The organism is Novosphingobium sp. FG137 (assembly GCF_057809735.1).
Genome location: NZ_JBMDKN010000005.1, coordinates 64,166 through 77,772 on the forward strand (window position 1 = coordinate 64,166; position 13,607 = coordinate 77,772).

12 protein-coding genes and 1 tRNA gene are annotated in these 13,607 nt (G+C 66.2%); 10 read left to right on the forward strand and 3 right to left on the reverse strand.

All coding sequences use genetic code 11. From position 1 onward, the window contains the following. Positions 1 to 5: 5 nt before the first annotated feature. The 3 genes from ACODS2_RS14935 to ACODS2_RS14945 form a co-directional block, all read right to left on the reverse strand. Entirely contained in the window at positions 6 to 1,712 is a 1,707-nt protein-coding gene (locus tag ACODS2_RS14935) for an amidohydrolase (RefSeq protein WP_488999555.1), read from the reverse strand. A gap of 80 nt (positions 1,713 to 1,792) precedes the next feature. Continuing rightward, the gene (locus tag ACODS2_RS14940; protein ID WP_488999556.1) at positions 1,793 to 4,099 is read right to left on the reverse strand and encodes a TonB-dependent receptor; all 2,307 of its coding nucleotides are present in this window, start codon (positions 4,097 to 4,099) and stop codon (positions 1,793 to 1,795) included. A gap of 228 nt (positions 4,100 to 4,327) precedes the next feature. Next, positions 4,328 to 4,417, reverse strand: a tRNA-Ser gene (locus tag ACODS2_RS14945). A gap of 166 nt (positions 4,418 to 4,583) precedes the next feature. Between ACODS2_RS14945 and ACODS2_RS14950 the strand changes: the two genes are divergently transcribed. From ACODS2_RS14950 to mazG, 10 genes are all read left to right on the forward strand, one after another. Then, positions 4,584 to 5,636 carry a lytic murein transglycosylase gene (locus ACODS2_RS14950; RefSeq protein WP_488999557.1) on the forward strand — a complete coding sequence of 351 codons (1,053 nt, stop codon included), beginning with the start codon at positions 4,584 to 4,586 and terminating at the stop codon, positions 5,634 to 5,636. Next, on the forward strand, positions 5,620 to 6,621 hold the full coding sequence (locus ACODS2_RS14955) for an SPOR domain-containing protein (protein ID WP_488999558.1): 1,002 nt from the start codon (positions 5,620 to 5,622) through the stop codon (positions 6,619 to 6,621). The genes ACODS2_RS14950 and ACODS2_RS14955 overlap by 17 nt, the downstream gene beginning before the upstream one ends. Positions 6,622 to 6,684: 63 nt before the next feature. Beyond that, positions 6,685 to 7,839, forward strand: coding sequence for a D-alanyl-D-alanine carboxypeptidase family protein (locus ACODS2_RS14960; protein ID WP_488999853.1), 1,155 nt, complete (start codon positions 6,685 to 6,687; stop codon positions 7,837 to 7,839). Positions 7,840 to 7,846: 7 nt separating this feature from the next. Beyond that, on the forward strand, positions 7,847 to 8,473 hold the full coding sequence (gene tmk, locus ACODS2_RS14965; protein WP_488999559.1) for a dTMP kinase: 627 nt from the start codon (positions 7,847 to 7,849) through the stop codon (positions 8,471 to 8,473). Then, on the forward strand, positions 8,470 to 9,426 hold the full coding sequence (locus tag ACODS2_RS14970; protein ID WP_488999854.1) for a DNA polymerase III subunit delta': 957 nt from the start codon (positions 8,470 to 8,472) through the stop codon (positions 9,424 to 9,426). The genes tmk and ACODS2_RS14970 overlap by 4 nt, the downstream gene beginning before the upstream one ends. Positions 9,427 to 9,475: 49 nt before the next feature. Beyond that, entirely contained in the window at positions 9,476 to 11,038 is a 1,563-nt protein-coding gene (gene metG / locus ACODS2_RS14975) for a methionine--tRNA ligase (protein ID WP_488999560.1), read from the forward strand. Continuing rightward, entirely contained in the window at positions 11,038 to 11,814 is a 777-nt protein-coding gene (locus ACODS2_RS14980) for a TatD family hydrolase (protein WP_488999561.1), read from the forward strand. The genes metG and ACODS2_RS14980 overlap by 1 nt, the downstream gene beginning before the upstream one ends. Further along, positions 11,811 to 12,578 (forward strand): MBL fold metallo-hydrolase, encoded by a 768-nt coding sequence (locus tag ACODS2_RS14985; RefSeq protein WP_488999562.1) that lies wholly within the window; start codon positions 11,811 to 11,813, stop codon positions 12,576 to 12,578. Before ACODS2_RS14980 ends, ACODS2_RS14985 begins: the two co-directional genes overlap by 4 nt. Beyond that, entirely contained in the window at positions 12,575 to 12,745 is a 171-nt protein-coding gene (locus ACODS2_RS14990) for a hypothetical protein (protein ID WP_488999563.1), read from the forward strand. Before ACODS2_RS14985 ends, ACODS2_RS14990 begins: the two co-directional genes overlap by 4 nt. A 56-nt stretch (positions 12,746 to 12,801) precedes the next feature. Then, the gene (gene mazG, locus ACODS2_RS14995; RefSeq protein WP_488999564.1) at positions 12,802 to 13,605 is read left to right on the forward strand and encodes a nucleoside triphosphate pyrophosphohydrolase; all 804 of its coding nucleotides are present in this window, start codon (positions 12,802 to 12,804) and stop codon (positions 13,603 to 13,605) included. The last annotated feature ends 2 nt before the right edge of the window (positions 13,606 to 13,607 follow it).

Below are 13,607 nucleotides of genomic sequence, written 5' to 3' on the forward strand. Positions count from 1 at the left end.
GGCGTTCAGCCCTTGGCCCGCGCGAAGATCTTCTGCCCGCCGACCCAGGTCTCAAGCACCGTGGTCTTGTGGATCTCGGTCACCGGAATGGCGAGGGGATCGCGGTCGAGCACGAGGAAATCAGCGAACTTGCCGACTTCGAGCGAGCCCGCCTTGTCGGCGATCCCCATGCGCTGCGCGGCGTTGATGGTGAACATGGTGATCGCTTGCGGCAAAGTGATCGCCTCGGCGAGGCCATAGCTGCGCGTGCCGCCGCCGGGGTTGCGGCGGGTGACGGCGGTTTCGATGCCGATCCACGGATTGGGCGAGGGGACAACCGCCCAGTCCGACCCGGCAACCACCAGCGCGCCCGAGGCGAAGCCTTCGCGGATCGGCCAGACCCGATCGATGCGCGGGGAACCGACGGCGGTGGTGATATCATCGTTGATCGGCTGCGGATCCCAGAGATAGGGCGAGAATTCGACCGCGGCGTGCAGGGCCTTGAAGCGCGGCAGATCGGCGGGATCGACGAAGGTGGAGTGTCCAACCTGATGCAGCGGACCGCCCATGCCGTTGGCCTTGCGCGCTGCCCCGATGGCATCGAGCGAGGCACGCACCGCGCGGTCTCCGGCGGCGTGGAACAGCACGGTGACGCCGAGCTTGTCCCATGCCGCGAGGTTCTTCGCCATGGCCTGCGGATCGAACAGCAGCAGGCCGCGCGCGGGGGCATTGGGCTGGCCGGCCTGGTAATCCGCCAGCATCGCGCCGGTGTGGCTTTCAGTCGGCACGCCATCCGCGAAGACCTTGACGCAATTGGCGTTGAAGGTGGGGCGGGCGAACTTTGCCCGGTCCGCCAGCGTCTGCTCGAAGGCGGGATTGGAGCGGCCGGATTCGGAATAGGCGATACAGGCCTGCACGCGCTGCTTGAGGACGCCCTTGTCTGCCAGCGCCGCGTAGACTTCGAGGTCGTCGCGGTAGGCCATCGCCTCGACGTAGCCGACGACGCCGAAACCGGCGAGCATCGCGAGGTGCGCGGAAAGCTGGCGCTCGGTCTCTGCCTGCGGTTGCGGCGGGACTTTGACGGTGAGCAGGCGGCCGGCCGTCTCGCGCAGAATGCCCGTTGGGTTGCCCGCGCCGTCACGCTCGATGATGCCGCCTTCGGGATTGGGCGTGCCGGGGCCGATCCCGGCGAGCGCCAGCGCGCGCGAATTGGCCCAGACGCTGTGGCCGCTGACATCGAAGAGCATGACCGGATTGTCTGGCGAGACGGCATCGAGCGTGGCGGCGGTGATCGGCGTGCCGGTCATCAGCGAGGACTGCCACTGGCCGCCGCTGACCCATTCGCCGGGCTTGGCCGCCTTGACGCAGGCGGCGACGAGTTCGATCAGGCGCTGCGGGCCGGCATCCTGGGGCACGCGGCAGCGGCCTTCATCGCCCTTGGCCTGGAGCACGGGGTGGACGTGCATGTCGTAAAGGCCGGGGAGGACCGTGCGTCCCTTGAGGTCGATGACTTTCACGCCGGTGCCCGGCCAGCCCCTTGCCTGCGCCTGCGAGCCGATGCGCAGGATGCGGTTGCCGCGCACGTCCATCGCGCTGCGCCAGCCCTGCGGGGTGTAGATATGGCCATTGACGAAGCGCAGCACCGGCTTTGGCGCTGCTTGTGCGGGATGGGGCAGGGCGCAGGCGGCGGCGATAAGCCCGGCAAGCGCAAAGACGTGGCGTGAGATCTTCATACCGGCATTCTCCCCCATTCGGCTTTCGCCTTTTGGCTGCGCCGCCAGCCAGCCCGGCAAGGCGGCGCGCCCGGTTTTCCTCAGTAGCGGTAGGACGCCGTCACGCCGAAGGTGCGCGGCCGCAGCGTTTCCCGGCGGAAGAATTCGAACGGGTTGGAGGCCCGCTCGCGCCGGGTCCAGGTGGACTTGTCGAGGATGTTGTTGACGAAAAGCGAGATATCGAAGTTGCCCGGCTTCACGCCGAGCCGCGCCGACCAGAAGGCGACCGCGGGCGGCAGCGTGAGCGCAGGATCGATCGCGCCGTTGCCGGGGTTGAGGTAGGGCGGCAGCTTGCTCTGCTTCGAGCGGTAGTCGAAATCGGACCGGATATAGCCGCCCTTCGCGCGGAACGCGTCGAAATCGTATTGCGCGTGGAACGAGGCTGTCCACGGTGCGCCGAGCACGGCATCCCCCTTGCTCACGAAGGGCGCCGCCGCAGTAGGGCCGCCGAACACGGTATCGCGGAACTTGGCATCGACGTAGCCGATTTCGGCCTGCAGCGTCAGGCGATTGGTCGGGCGCACTTCGAGCTGGAGATCGAAGCCGCGGCTGCGCGCCTTGCCGAGGTTGTTGGTGAACTGGAAGCCGCAGCTGTTGAGCGCGACGGCCTGCTGGATGTCGTTCCAGTCGATCTGGTAGACGCTCGCCTGCACGCTGCCGAGCCCGCCGAACCGGCTCTTCACGCCGACCTCGTAGCTCCACACCGAGTCCGACTTGAAGTTGGTCGGGCGGCCGCCCGGATAGCCGATGCTGGCAAGTTCCGGCCCGCAGAACGTGCCCACCTGCGGGTTGTAGCCACCAACGCGGAAACCGCGCGAGGCCGAGGCATAGAGCAGCGTATCGGGCGTCGCCTGGAAGTTGATGCCGAACTTGGGCGTGATCGGGTTCTCGCTCTGGCGGCCGCGGTCATCGACCAGCGGGCCAACCACGAAGCCCTGCGCGATCGAGCGGATCGTGAACACGGTGTGGCTGTAGCGCAGGCCCGCAAGCACCGAGAGCTTGTCGGTAAGCTTGTAGGTGACCTGCCCGAACAGCGCCGCCTGCTCGTCGGTCGAAACCGCGTTCTGGTCATAGACCGAGAAGCCCGCGACCGGCGAAGGGCCGCCGAACAGGTAGACGGGCAGATAGGGATCGGTCACGACCTGGATGGAGGTCTGTTTCGCGTGCGAGTAGAACCCGCCGAGCACCCAGGTCAGCGGGCTGGCCGCATTGCTCGATTGCAGGCGAAGCTCGCCGGTCCAGTTCTTCTGCGCGACGACGAAGTCTGACGGGGCGTTCTGTTCGGGGAAGAACGGGAGCGCATTGACCCCGGTGAACAGCGTCTGGTCGAAGTTGGTGTAGTCCTGCACGAAGGACTGGCGGCGATCGAAGTAGGAGCCGACCGCGATGAGGTCCACCGCCCCGAGGCCGACGCTGACGTTGAGCGAGGTGAGCGTGAAGCGGTCCTTGCTGGTTTCGGGGAGCTGGTTGGCATTCCGGAACACGTGCTTGTCGTAGTTCGAATACTTCTCCCAGCTCTCGCCGCTGTCGGCCGCCTCGACGTTCTGGTAGAACACGGCAGGCGTGATCTTGACGTTGTCGACCGGCTGCCAGGTTAGGGCCACGCGCGCGACATAGCTGTCGGTCGAGTTGGCGTTCTTCTGCACGACCTTGTTGGTGAACGAGCTGATCCGGTCCACGTAGCCGCCATCACGGCGGTAGTAGCCGCTCGCCGCGATGCCGAGCTTGCCCGCGACAAGCGGCGCGCTCACCGAGACGCCGCCTTCGCCGTTCGCCGCGCCGTGCTGGGTCGCGCTCGCTTCGGCGCGGCCATAGACCTTGATCGTATCGAGGCTGGGCTGCTGCGTGATGAAGCGCACGGTGCCGCCTTCAGATCCGGCGCCAAACAGCGTGCCCTGGGGTCCGCGCAGCACTTCCACGCGGTCCAGATCGAAGACCACCGGGTAGGCATTGCCGCCGCCGTAGCCGAGCTGACGGATCTGGATCGGCACATCGTCGATATAGATGCCGGTGGTGGCGGCGCCGACTGACGAGTTCACGCCGCGGATCGCGATGTTGGTCGTGGTGTTCGACTTCTCGAAGCTGACGCCCGGAGTCTGGCGGATCACGTCGCTGAAGTTGCGGATGCCCCGGCTGTCGAGCGCTTCGCGTGAAAGCGCGCTGACGCTAAGGGGAACCTTGTTGATGCTTTCGCTCTTGCGGGTTGCGGTGACGATGATCTCGCCGCTGCTCTCCGCAGCGGCTTCGCCTTCGGCCCCCGCTGCCTGCGCCAGTGCGGCATCAGCCATTACCAGCGCGGCAAGGGCCGTGCTTGCTGCGAAAAACTTGGCGCTGCGCCTCGTGCTCATGTCGAAACTCCCCTGTCATGGCCCGCGCCTGCCTTGAGCGACGCGCATTCCCATCTGCACAACAGGCTATGGGCTGGAGAGGGATTGGCATTGACCGGAACCGGCAATGCACGGCGCATCTGCACGCTTCGGTATATTGCTGGGCGGTTCGCCCATGGTTGGCCACATTTGCCAAGGTGCCTGCCGGGATCGTTCAGCCGAGATCACTTTGCGGGATTTCAGGGAAATTGGCGGACAGGGTGGGATTCGAACCCACGGTGAGCTTCCACCCACGGCGGTTTTCAAGACCGCTGCCTTAAACCACTCGGCCACCTGTCCGCAGCGTAATGCGCTTCGGCATGCCGATAGCGGGCCGGCGGGGCCTCGCAAAGCAATTTTGCATTTCGTGGCCTGAGCGCGGTGCCTTGCGGCGCTTCCCACGCAATTCATCGATTGAGGGATTCCCAGCGCCGCCGCGCTGTGCGACTGTCATGGCACGATGCCAATGCCACTCCTTTTTCATGTTCCACGCACGCCTGGCCTCATCCGCGCTGCGCTTGCCGCGCTGGTGCTGTCGCTTCTGGCTGGCCCCGCCGGGGCGCAGGGCGATGAGGCGGCGGCAGGTTTTCAGGGTTATCTCCAGTACCTTGCGGCCAAGGCGCGGGCGGATGGCGTGCGGGAGGAGACCATCGCCTCGGTGATGGCCGGGCTCACCGAAAACCCCCGTGTCATCGCGCTGGACCGTGCGCAGCCGGGGACGTCCTCGTCGATCCCGGCCTTTGCCGGATATCGCCGCACGCATGTCGATGCTGCGCGGATTTCCGGTGGGCGGCGGCAGTATCTCGCCTCGGCCGAGACGCTTGCCGGCATCGAGCAGCGCTACGGCGTGCCGCCCAAGATCGTATTGGCGATCTGGGGGCATGAAACGAACTACGGCTCCTATACCGGCGATTTCGATCTCGCGCGCTCGCTTGCCACACTGGCTTACGAGGGGCGGCGGCGGGCGCTGTTTGCGGAGGAGTTCATTGCGCTCCTCAAGATGGTCGATCGCGGCGTGCCGCGCGCCGAGCTGGTGGGCAGCTGGGCCGGTGCGTTCGGCAATCCGCAGTTCCTGCCCTCGGTCTATCTGCGGGTGGCGCAGGACGGCGATGGCGATGGGTTTGCCGATATCTGGGCAAGCAAGCCGGACACGCTTGCCTCGATTGCCAACTACTTCCGCGATGCCGGATGGCGGGCAGGAGAGCCCTGGGGCGTGGCAGCGGACGTGACGCTCCCGCTCGACCGTCCGGCGCTGGGCACGGCGCTGGCCAGCCCGCGCTGCCCGCAAGTCTTTGCGCGGCATTCGCGGTGGAAGACGGTGCGGGAATGGAAGGCGCTCGGAGTGGTGCCGCGCTCACCCACCCTGGCGGATGATACGCTCGCCAGCCTGCTCGAACCCGATGGTCCCGGGCAGACGGCCTACCTGCTAACCGGAAATTATCGAGTCATCCTCGATTACAACTGCTCGAATCTCTACGCCCTCTCGGTGGGACTTCTGGCTGATGAAATTGCCCGTTAACAGGAACAATGCGGTTCTGGCGCTGGCCTTGGTGCTGGCGCTGGGAGCCGGTTTCGCTAACGACGCGTCGGCGCGCGAGCGCAAAGCGGCGGCGCCCGATGTCATGGGCCCGGCGGGCGACTATCCGGTCACGCTGGGCGATGCCTTCGTGGTCGACGGCGTCACCTACACGCCGGCCGACACGCTGAACTACGATGCCGTGGGCAAGGCCGTCCCGATGGGCGCGGACGAAGGTGCTGCGCCGCGTATCAACGGCGCCCACCGCACATTGCCGGTCCCGAGCTATGTCGAAGTGACATCGCTTGCGAGCGGGCGGACGATCCTTGTGCGGATCGACCGACGCGGGCCAATGAGCGGCGACGGGCTTGTCTCGCTCTCTCCGCTTGCCTGGGCGCAGCTCGGCCTGCCGGGCGGTGCCTCCGCCCCGGTGCGGGTGCGGCGGGTCAATCCGCCCGAGCCCGAACGGGCGCTGCTGCGCGCAGGCCAGGCGGTGCCGCCGCGCATGGATACACCGGCGGGCCTGCTGGCCGCGCTGCGCCGCAAGCTGGGGCTGGAGCCGCCTGTCGCGGACCTGCCGGTGACGATCCGCCCGGCGCAAGTCGATGGGGCAGCCACGCCCAAGCCAGCGCCGCCGGCCAAGCCTGCCCCGAAGGCGCCCCCAGTCTCCGAGAAGCCGGCTCCGAAACCCCTTCCCAAACCGGCTCCGAAGCCGGAGGCAGTCGCTCCTGCTCCGAAGCCTGCAATACCGGCCGCACCGCCGAAGCGTCCGGCTGCGGCAGCAGGGCGTTACTACGTGCAAATTGGTGCGTTTTCGCAGCGCTCAAATGCCGAGGCAGCGGCGCGCAAGGCGGGCGGATCGCTGGTGCAGGCAGGATCACTCTGGCGTGTCCGAAGCGGGCCGTTTTCTGCCGGGGATGAGGCGGAGCGCGGACTGGCGAAGGCGCGCGCTGCGGGCTATGCAGGTGCCCGGATCGTGCGCGACTAGTCTCGTCCGGCGCGGTCTCGCACTAAACGAGGACGGCGCTTGAAATCGAGGATCTTGACCGCTGTGCTGATCGCTGCGCTGGCTGCTCTGCCCGTGCGCGCGGCGGCTCCTGTGCCGGAGGCCGCACCGCAAGCCGCGACAGGCATGCCGCAGATTTCCGCGCCCATCGCCCTGCTGATTGATGTCAACGGCGGGCGGGTGCTGTTCGAGCGCCAGTCGCACCGGCGCTTCGTGCCGGCCTCGCTCACCAAGATCATGACGAGCTATGTCGCCTTCGAACTGATCAAGGCGGGCAAGCTGAAGCTCGACCAGCGCTTCACGATGAGCCACGAGGCCTTCCGCAAGTGGCACCGGGTGGGCAGCACGATGTTCCTTGCCGATGGCAGCGACACATCTGTTGCCGAATTGCTGGAGGGCATCGTCACGGTTTCGGCCAACGATGGCTGCGTCGTGCTGGCGGAGGGCGTCGCGGGAAATGTCGGCGCGTTTACCGAGATGATGAATGCCGAAGCAAAGAAGCTCGGCATGAAGGACACTCACTACAACACCGCCAATGGCTGGATGGATGAGGGCGAGACCTATGTCTCTGCCGCCGATCTTGCCATTCTGAGCACCGCCCTGATCACGCGGCATCCTGATCTCTATGCACGCTTCTACGGGCACGAGAGGCTCTCCTTTCGCGGGATCGAACAGCCAAACCACAACCCGCTCTATGGCCATGTCGATGGCGCGGACGGGGTGAAGACGGGGTTCACCAACGAAGCGGGCTATGGCCTTGTCGGCTCGGCAATCCGGGACGGGCGGCGGCTGATGATGGTGGTCGGGGGCTATGACCGTCCGGTCGATCGCACCAGAGAATCCCGCGCATTTCTCGAATGGGGCTTTGCGGCGTTCGAGGCGCATCCGCTGTTCGCGCAAGGGGCCAGGATCGGCACGGCCAAAGTGCAGGGCGGCGAGGTGCGCAGTGTCGGCCTCGCCGCGCCGCACCCGCTGGCGCTGACGCTGCCGAGGGGCGCAGGCGCGCGCTATGCGCTGAGCGTGCGCTACAAGGGGCCGCTGCGCGCACCGATTGCCAAGGGCGATGAAGTCGCCACCCTCGTCGTGCGGGTGCCGGGCGAGGGCGAGACGCGCCTGCCGCTGGTGGCGGCGGAAGCCGTGCCCGAAGCAGGAACGCTGGCGCGGCTGCGCAACGGCCTGCTGGCGATGCTGGGGCAATGACCGGCCAATGACAGGCAGGTTCATCGTCTTTGAGGGCGGGGAAGGGGTCGGTAAATCAACCCAGAGCCGATTGCTGGCCGAGGCGCTGCGCGCGCGGGGGCTGGACATCGTCACCACGCGCGAGCCGGGCGGGACGCCGGGCGCGGAGGCGATCCGGGCGCTGCTGCTCGACAAGAACGGGCCTGGCTGGGGCACCAGGGCCGAGGCGCTGCTATTTGCAGCGGCGCGCGCGGACCATGTCGAGACGCTCATCCGCCCCGCACTGGCACGCGGAGCCTGGGTGGTGTGCGACCGTTATCTGGATAGCAGCCGCGCCTATCAGGGCGGCGGCAGCGGGCTGGATGACTCCGATATCTTGACGCTGCACAGGATCGGCAGCACGGGGCTGCTGCCCGATTGCACGGTGCTGCTGACGCTCGATCCCGCCGAGGCCGCGAGGCGGGTGGAGCAGCGCGATGCCGGCAAGCTCGACCGGATCGGCGGGCGCGCGGCCGACTATCACGCGCGGGTCGCCGATGCCTTCCGCCGCTACGCCGAGGCCGAACCCGAGCGCTTCGCCGTGATTGCGGCCGAAGGCGCGCCCGAGACGGTCCATGCGCGCGTGCTGGCGGCGGTGGACAGCCTGTGTCCCTGATCGGTCACGACGAGGCTTGGAGCGTCTGGCGCGCAGCGCGGGCCGGGCAGCGCATGCATCACGGCTGGATTCTGGCGGGGCGCGAGGGTCTGGGCAAGGCCAGCTTCGCCCGCGCGGCGGCGGCGGAACTCGTCGCCGAACCGGGCGTGCCGCAGCCCGCACCGGAAATGCACCCGGACATCCACGTGCTGGAACCGCTGCCGAGCAATGACGACGAAGTGAAAAAGCGCGACGACGGGAAGGCCTATACCCGCAAGCGCAACATCAGCGTCGACCAGATCCGCGGCGTGCAGCGGCGGTTGGTGACGCGCCCAACGCTGGGGGCGCGGCGTGCGGTCATCATCGATGCGGCGGATGATCTGGAAAAGGGCGCCGTCAACGCACTGCTCAAGAGCCTCGAGGAGCCGCCAGCCGGCACGTTCTTCCTGCTGGTGACGCATCAGATCGGCCGTCTGCTGCCTACAGTGCGCTCGCGCTGCTCGGTGCTGCGGTTTCATCCGCTCGAGCCGGACGACATGGCGCGGGCGCTCACCCGGGCCGCGCCGGAATTGAGCGGAGCGGCGCTGGATGCTGCCATTTCCGCCGGAAGCGGCGCGCCCGGTGCCGCGCTTGCCTTTGCCGAGATGGGGCTTGGTACGGCTTGGCAGATCATGGTCCGGCTTGTCGCGGAAGGCGATCCCGATCTCTCGCTGCGGGGGGAGCTTTCAACCGCACTTGGCCAACGGCCTGATCGCGAGCGCCTGCTGGCAGCGATCGAGGCGGCACGGCGCGTGCTGGTGGCGGCGATTGCCGGCAGCGATGACGCAACGCGGCTGCGGATCGTCGAGGCGCATGCGTCGCTCGCGACACTCGCGGCGCAGGCGCCGACCTATAACTTCGAGCCCGCGCTGCTGCTTCTGGAAATCGGCGGCTTGCTGGCATCGGTAGTGCGCACTAGGGAGAGCGCGGCCTGAGGGAATCCGACCCCGCAGGCCTTCCCGCAGCCAAGGACAGTCGCAGCCCATGGGCGAGCCCTATTACATCACGACCGCCATCAGCTATCCCAACGGGAAGCCGCATATCGGCCACGCCTATGAAGCGATCGCCGCCGACGTGATCGCGCGCTTCCAGAGGGCAATGGGGCGCGACGTGCGCTTCCAGACCGGGACCGACGAGCACGGCCTGAAGATGGCGCAGAAGGCGCGCGACATGGGCGTGACGCCGGCCGAGCTCGCTGATGAAATGACCAGTCATTTCATTGCGATGGCCGATGCTCTCAACGTCGATTACGACGTTTTCATCCGAACCACCGAGCCCCGCCACCATGCCGCGACGCAGGAACTTTGGCGGCGCATGGAAGCAAGCGGCGACCTCTACCTTGATCGGTACGAGGGCTGGTACTCGGTGCGCGACGAGGCCTACTACGACGCGAGCGAGCTGATCGACGGGGAAGGGGGGGAGAAGCTTTCGCCCCAGAGCACGCCGGTCGAGTGGACGGTCGAGGAAAGCTGGTTCTTCCGCCTGTCGAAGTATCAGGAACCGCTGCTCGCGCTGATGCGCGACAATGCCGATTTCATCCGCCCGGAAAGCCGGCGCAACGAGATGATCGCGTTCGTCAGCCAGGGGCTGCGCGATCTCTCGGTTTCGCGCACCAGCTTTGATTGGGGCGTCAAGGTGCCGGGCAGCGACAACCATGTGATGTACGTGTGGGTCGATGCGCTGACGAACTACATCACCGGCCTCGGTTTCCCCGACGAATCAGGGGATTACGCGAAGTACTGGCCGGCCGATCTCCACCTCATCGGCAAGGATATCGTCCGCTTCCACACGATCTACTGGCCGGCCTTCCTGATGAGCGCCGGGCTGCCGGTGCCCAAGCAGGTATTCGGCCATGGCTTTCTGCTCAACCGTGGGCAGAAGGAATCGAAGTCGCTCGGCAACGTGACCGATCCGCTGGCGTTGGCCGAGCGGTTTGGCGTCGATACCCTGCGCTACTTCCTGATGCGCGACGTGGTGTTCGGGCAGGACGGCTCCTATTCGCCCGAGGCGATCGTGACGCGCTGCAACGCCGAATTGGCGAACAGCTACGGCAATCTGGTGCAGCGCACGCTCTCCATGATTTTCAAGAACATGGACGGCGAAATTGCCAAGTTTGCGAGCGCCGAGGCGGACGACCAGCTGCTCGCCACCGTGTTCGCGGCCTGTCATGATGACTTGCCGCGCGAGTTTGCCGCATTGAACTTCTCTGCCGGGATCGAGGCGTGGATGCGCGGCGTGTTCGCCTGCAACCAGTATGTCGACGAACAGGCGCCCTGGGCGCTGCGCAAGAGCGATCCGGAAAGGATGCGCGCCGTCCTCACGACGCTGTTCATGGCCATCCGCGATCTTACCATCGCGATCCGACCGGTGGTGCCAACAGCGGCCGACAAAGTGTTGGATCAGCTTGGTATTCCGGCTGACGAGCGCGGCATCACCGCACTGACGCAGGCGGACTGGTTCCTCGCGCGCGTTGCCACCGGCGAGCGGCTTGCGGCACCGAGTCCGGCATTCCCGCGGCTCGAACTGGTCGAGGAAGACGCGGGCTGATGCTGATCGATTCGCACTGCCACCTCAACTACAAGGGCCTGATCGAAACGCAGGCCGAGGTGCTGGCGCGCGCCCGTGCGCGCGGGGTGCAGGGCTTCCTCAATATCTCGACACGGCAGAGCGAATGGGATGCGGTGGTGGCGACGGCGCACCGCGAGGCGGACGTCTGGGCCAGCATCGGTATCCACCCGCACGAGGCCGATGCACACGCCGATCTTGGCGCGGATGCGCTGCGGGCGGCATCCTCCGATCCCAAGGTGATCGCGATCGGCGAGACCGGGCTCGACTACTTCTACGATCATTCGGACCGGCAGGTGCAGCAGGACCTGTTCCGCGTACATATCGGCGTGGCGCGAGAAACCGGCCTGCCGATCGTGATCCACACGCGCGATGCCGAGGATGATACGCTGCGGATCCTCAGCGAGGAAATGGCCAAGGGTGCGTTCCCGGCGCTGATCCATTGCTTCACCGCGAGCGCGGAATTCGGCCGCGCTGTGCTCGCGCTTGGGCTCACGATCTCGATCTCGGGCATCGTGACGTTCAAGAATGCCAAGGACTTGCAGGCCTTTGCTGCGGAAGTGCCCGATGATCGGCTGCTGGTTGAAACCGATTCCCCGTTCCTTGCGCCAGTGCCGCATCGGGGGAAGGTCTGCGAGCCGGCATTTGTTTCCGATACTTGCGCCTTTGTCGCCCAATTACGAGGGACGACGGCGGAAGCGGTTGCCGAGCAGACGGGCGCGAATTTCTTCCGCCTGTTTGGCAAGGCGCGGGCATGAAACTGACTGTCCTTGGGTCCGGGACATCCACCGGCGTGCCGCGCATCGGCAATGACTGGGGCGATTGCGATCCCGAGGAACCGCGCAACCGGCGCACGCGGGTCGCGATCATGGTCGAAGGCGCGGATGGCGGACGGATCCTCGTGGATACGCCCACCGACTTGCGCCACCAGTTGCTTGCGACCGGAATCGGACGGATCGATGGTGTGGTGTGGACGCATGACCATGCCGATCACACGCATGGCATCGATGACCTCAGGCCGCTGCGCATGGGCCGCGGTGCGCCGATTCCCGGCTATGCCGCTGATGAGACGGTACGGCGACTGCGGCTGCGCTTCGGTTATGTCTTTGCGGGTCAGCATGGCTATCCGACGATCTGCAATCTCGACAATCTTGACCGCGTGCGGATGGTTGCCGGCATTGGCGTAACGCATTGCCAGATGCCGCATGGCCCCGCGCAGACGACCGCTTTTCGCTTTGATCAGGACGGAAAGTCAATCGGTTACGCGACGGACTTCAGTGCGATTACTGGCGAGATGGTGGCGCTGTTCGACCGGGTCGATGTGCTGGTGGTCGATGCCTTGCGCCGGCAGCCGCATCCGACGCACGCGCATTTGGCGATGTCACTTGAACTGGTCGAAGCCTGCCGCGCGGGCCGCGCCGTGCTGACGCATCTCGACAAGAGCATGGACTACCGGACATTGTGCGATGAAACACCGGGGCACGTCGAGCCCGGCTATGACGGGATGGAAATCGAGCTGTGACACCGGACAAGTTCGTCGCACTGATCGGGATCGTGATGGCGCTGGTACTTGTTTTGGCAAACGGCAGGTTGCGCGGGCTAAAGTTGTCGTCGGGCATGATGATGGCTGGTGCGTGGGTGGTGATCATCCTCGCGGCAGCGCTGGCGTTAGCGGGGTATCGGCGATGAGCTGGCGCTCTTCCATTTAACATAATAAATATTATCGAACTCAAGGATCGGTCCTTATGAGCGTCTCTCCCGAGGTCTCCCCCGCTATGGATGCAGCCGCCGCTTCGGGAATTGCGCGGCTTCTCGCGATCATGGCCCGGCTCCGCGATCCCGCGACGGGCTGCGAATGGGACGTTGCCCAGAACTTCCAGACCATTGCGCCCTATACGATCGAGGAAGCCTACGAAGTGGCCGATGCGATCGAGCGCGATGATCTGGCCGCGCTGCGCGAGGAACTCGGCGATCTCCTGCTCCAGGTCGTGTTCCATGCGCGCATGGCCGAGGAATTGGGCGCGTTCGATTTCGATGCCGTGGCACATGGGATCTCGAACAAGATGGCCGAGCGGCATCCCCACATTTTCGGCAATGCGGCCGATCACGGCCAATCGCGTGAAGTGCGCTGGGAAGCGCAGAAAGCAGCCGAACGCGAGGCCAAGGGCGCAACGAGCGCGCTCGACGGCGTGGCGCTTGCGCTCCCCGCGCTGATGCGCGCGGAAAAACTTCAGAAACGCGCTGCACGGGTGGGCTTCGACTGGCCGGACACCGAAGGCCCGCGCGCCAAGGTGATCGAGGAGATCGAAGAACTGGCTGCCGCCACGAACACGGCCGAACGGCTCGATGAAGCCGGCGACCTGCTCTTTGCCGCGGTCAATCTGGTGCGCAGGTATGGGATCGCGCCAGAGGATGCGCTCCGCCATGGCAATGCCAAGTTCGAACGGCGATTTCGCGCGATGGAAGCGCTGGCGGGATCCGATTTCCCGTCGCTTTCGCTCGAAGCGCAGGAGGCGCTATGGCAGCAGGTCAAGGCTGCCGAGCGCTGACG

What these genes read in the sequence shown, in the direction of transcription:
- ACODS2_RS14935 (WP_488999555.1), bottom strand. Translation starts at nt 1,712, where the DNA reads ATGAAGATCTCACGCCACGTCTTTGCGCTTGCCGGGCTTATCGCCGCC.
- ACODS2_RS14955 (WP_488999558.1), top strand. Translation starts at nt 5,620, where the DNA reads ATGAAATTGCCCGTTAACAGGAACAATGCGGTTCTGGCGCTGGCCTTG.
- metG (WP_488999560.1), top strand. Translation starts at nt 9,476, where the DNA reads ATGGGCGAGCCCTATTACATCACGACCGCCATCAGCTATCCCAACGGG.
- tmk (WP_488999559.1), top strand. Translation starts at nt 7,847, where the DNA reads ATGACAGGCAGGTTCATCGTCTTTGAGGGCGGGGAAGGGGTCGGTAAA.
- mazG (WP_488999564.1), top strand. Translation starts at nt 12,802, where the DNA reads ATGAGCGTCTCTCCCGAGGTCTCCCCCGCTATGGATGCAGCCGCCGCT.
- ACODS2_RS14950 (WP_488999557.1), top strand. Translation starts at nt 4,584, where the DNA reads ATGCCACTCCTTTTTCATGTTCCACGCACGCCTGGCCTCATCCGCGCT.
- ACODS2_RS14985 (WP_488999562.1), top strand. Translation starts at nt 11,811, where the DNA reads ATGAAACTGACTGTCCTTGGGTCCGGGACATCCACCGGCGTGCCGCGC.
- ACODS2_RS14980 (WP_488999561.1), top strand. Translation starts at nt 11,038, where the DNA reads ATGCTGATCGATTCGCACTGCCACCTCAACTACAAGGGCCTGATCGAA.
- ACODS2_RS14940 (WP_488999556.1), bottom strand. Translation starts at nt 4,099, where the DNA reads ATGAGCACGAGGCGCAGCGCCAAGTTTTTCGCAGCAAGCACGGCCCTT.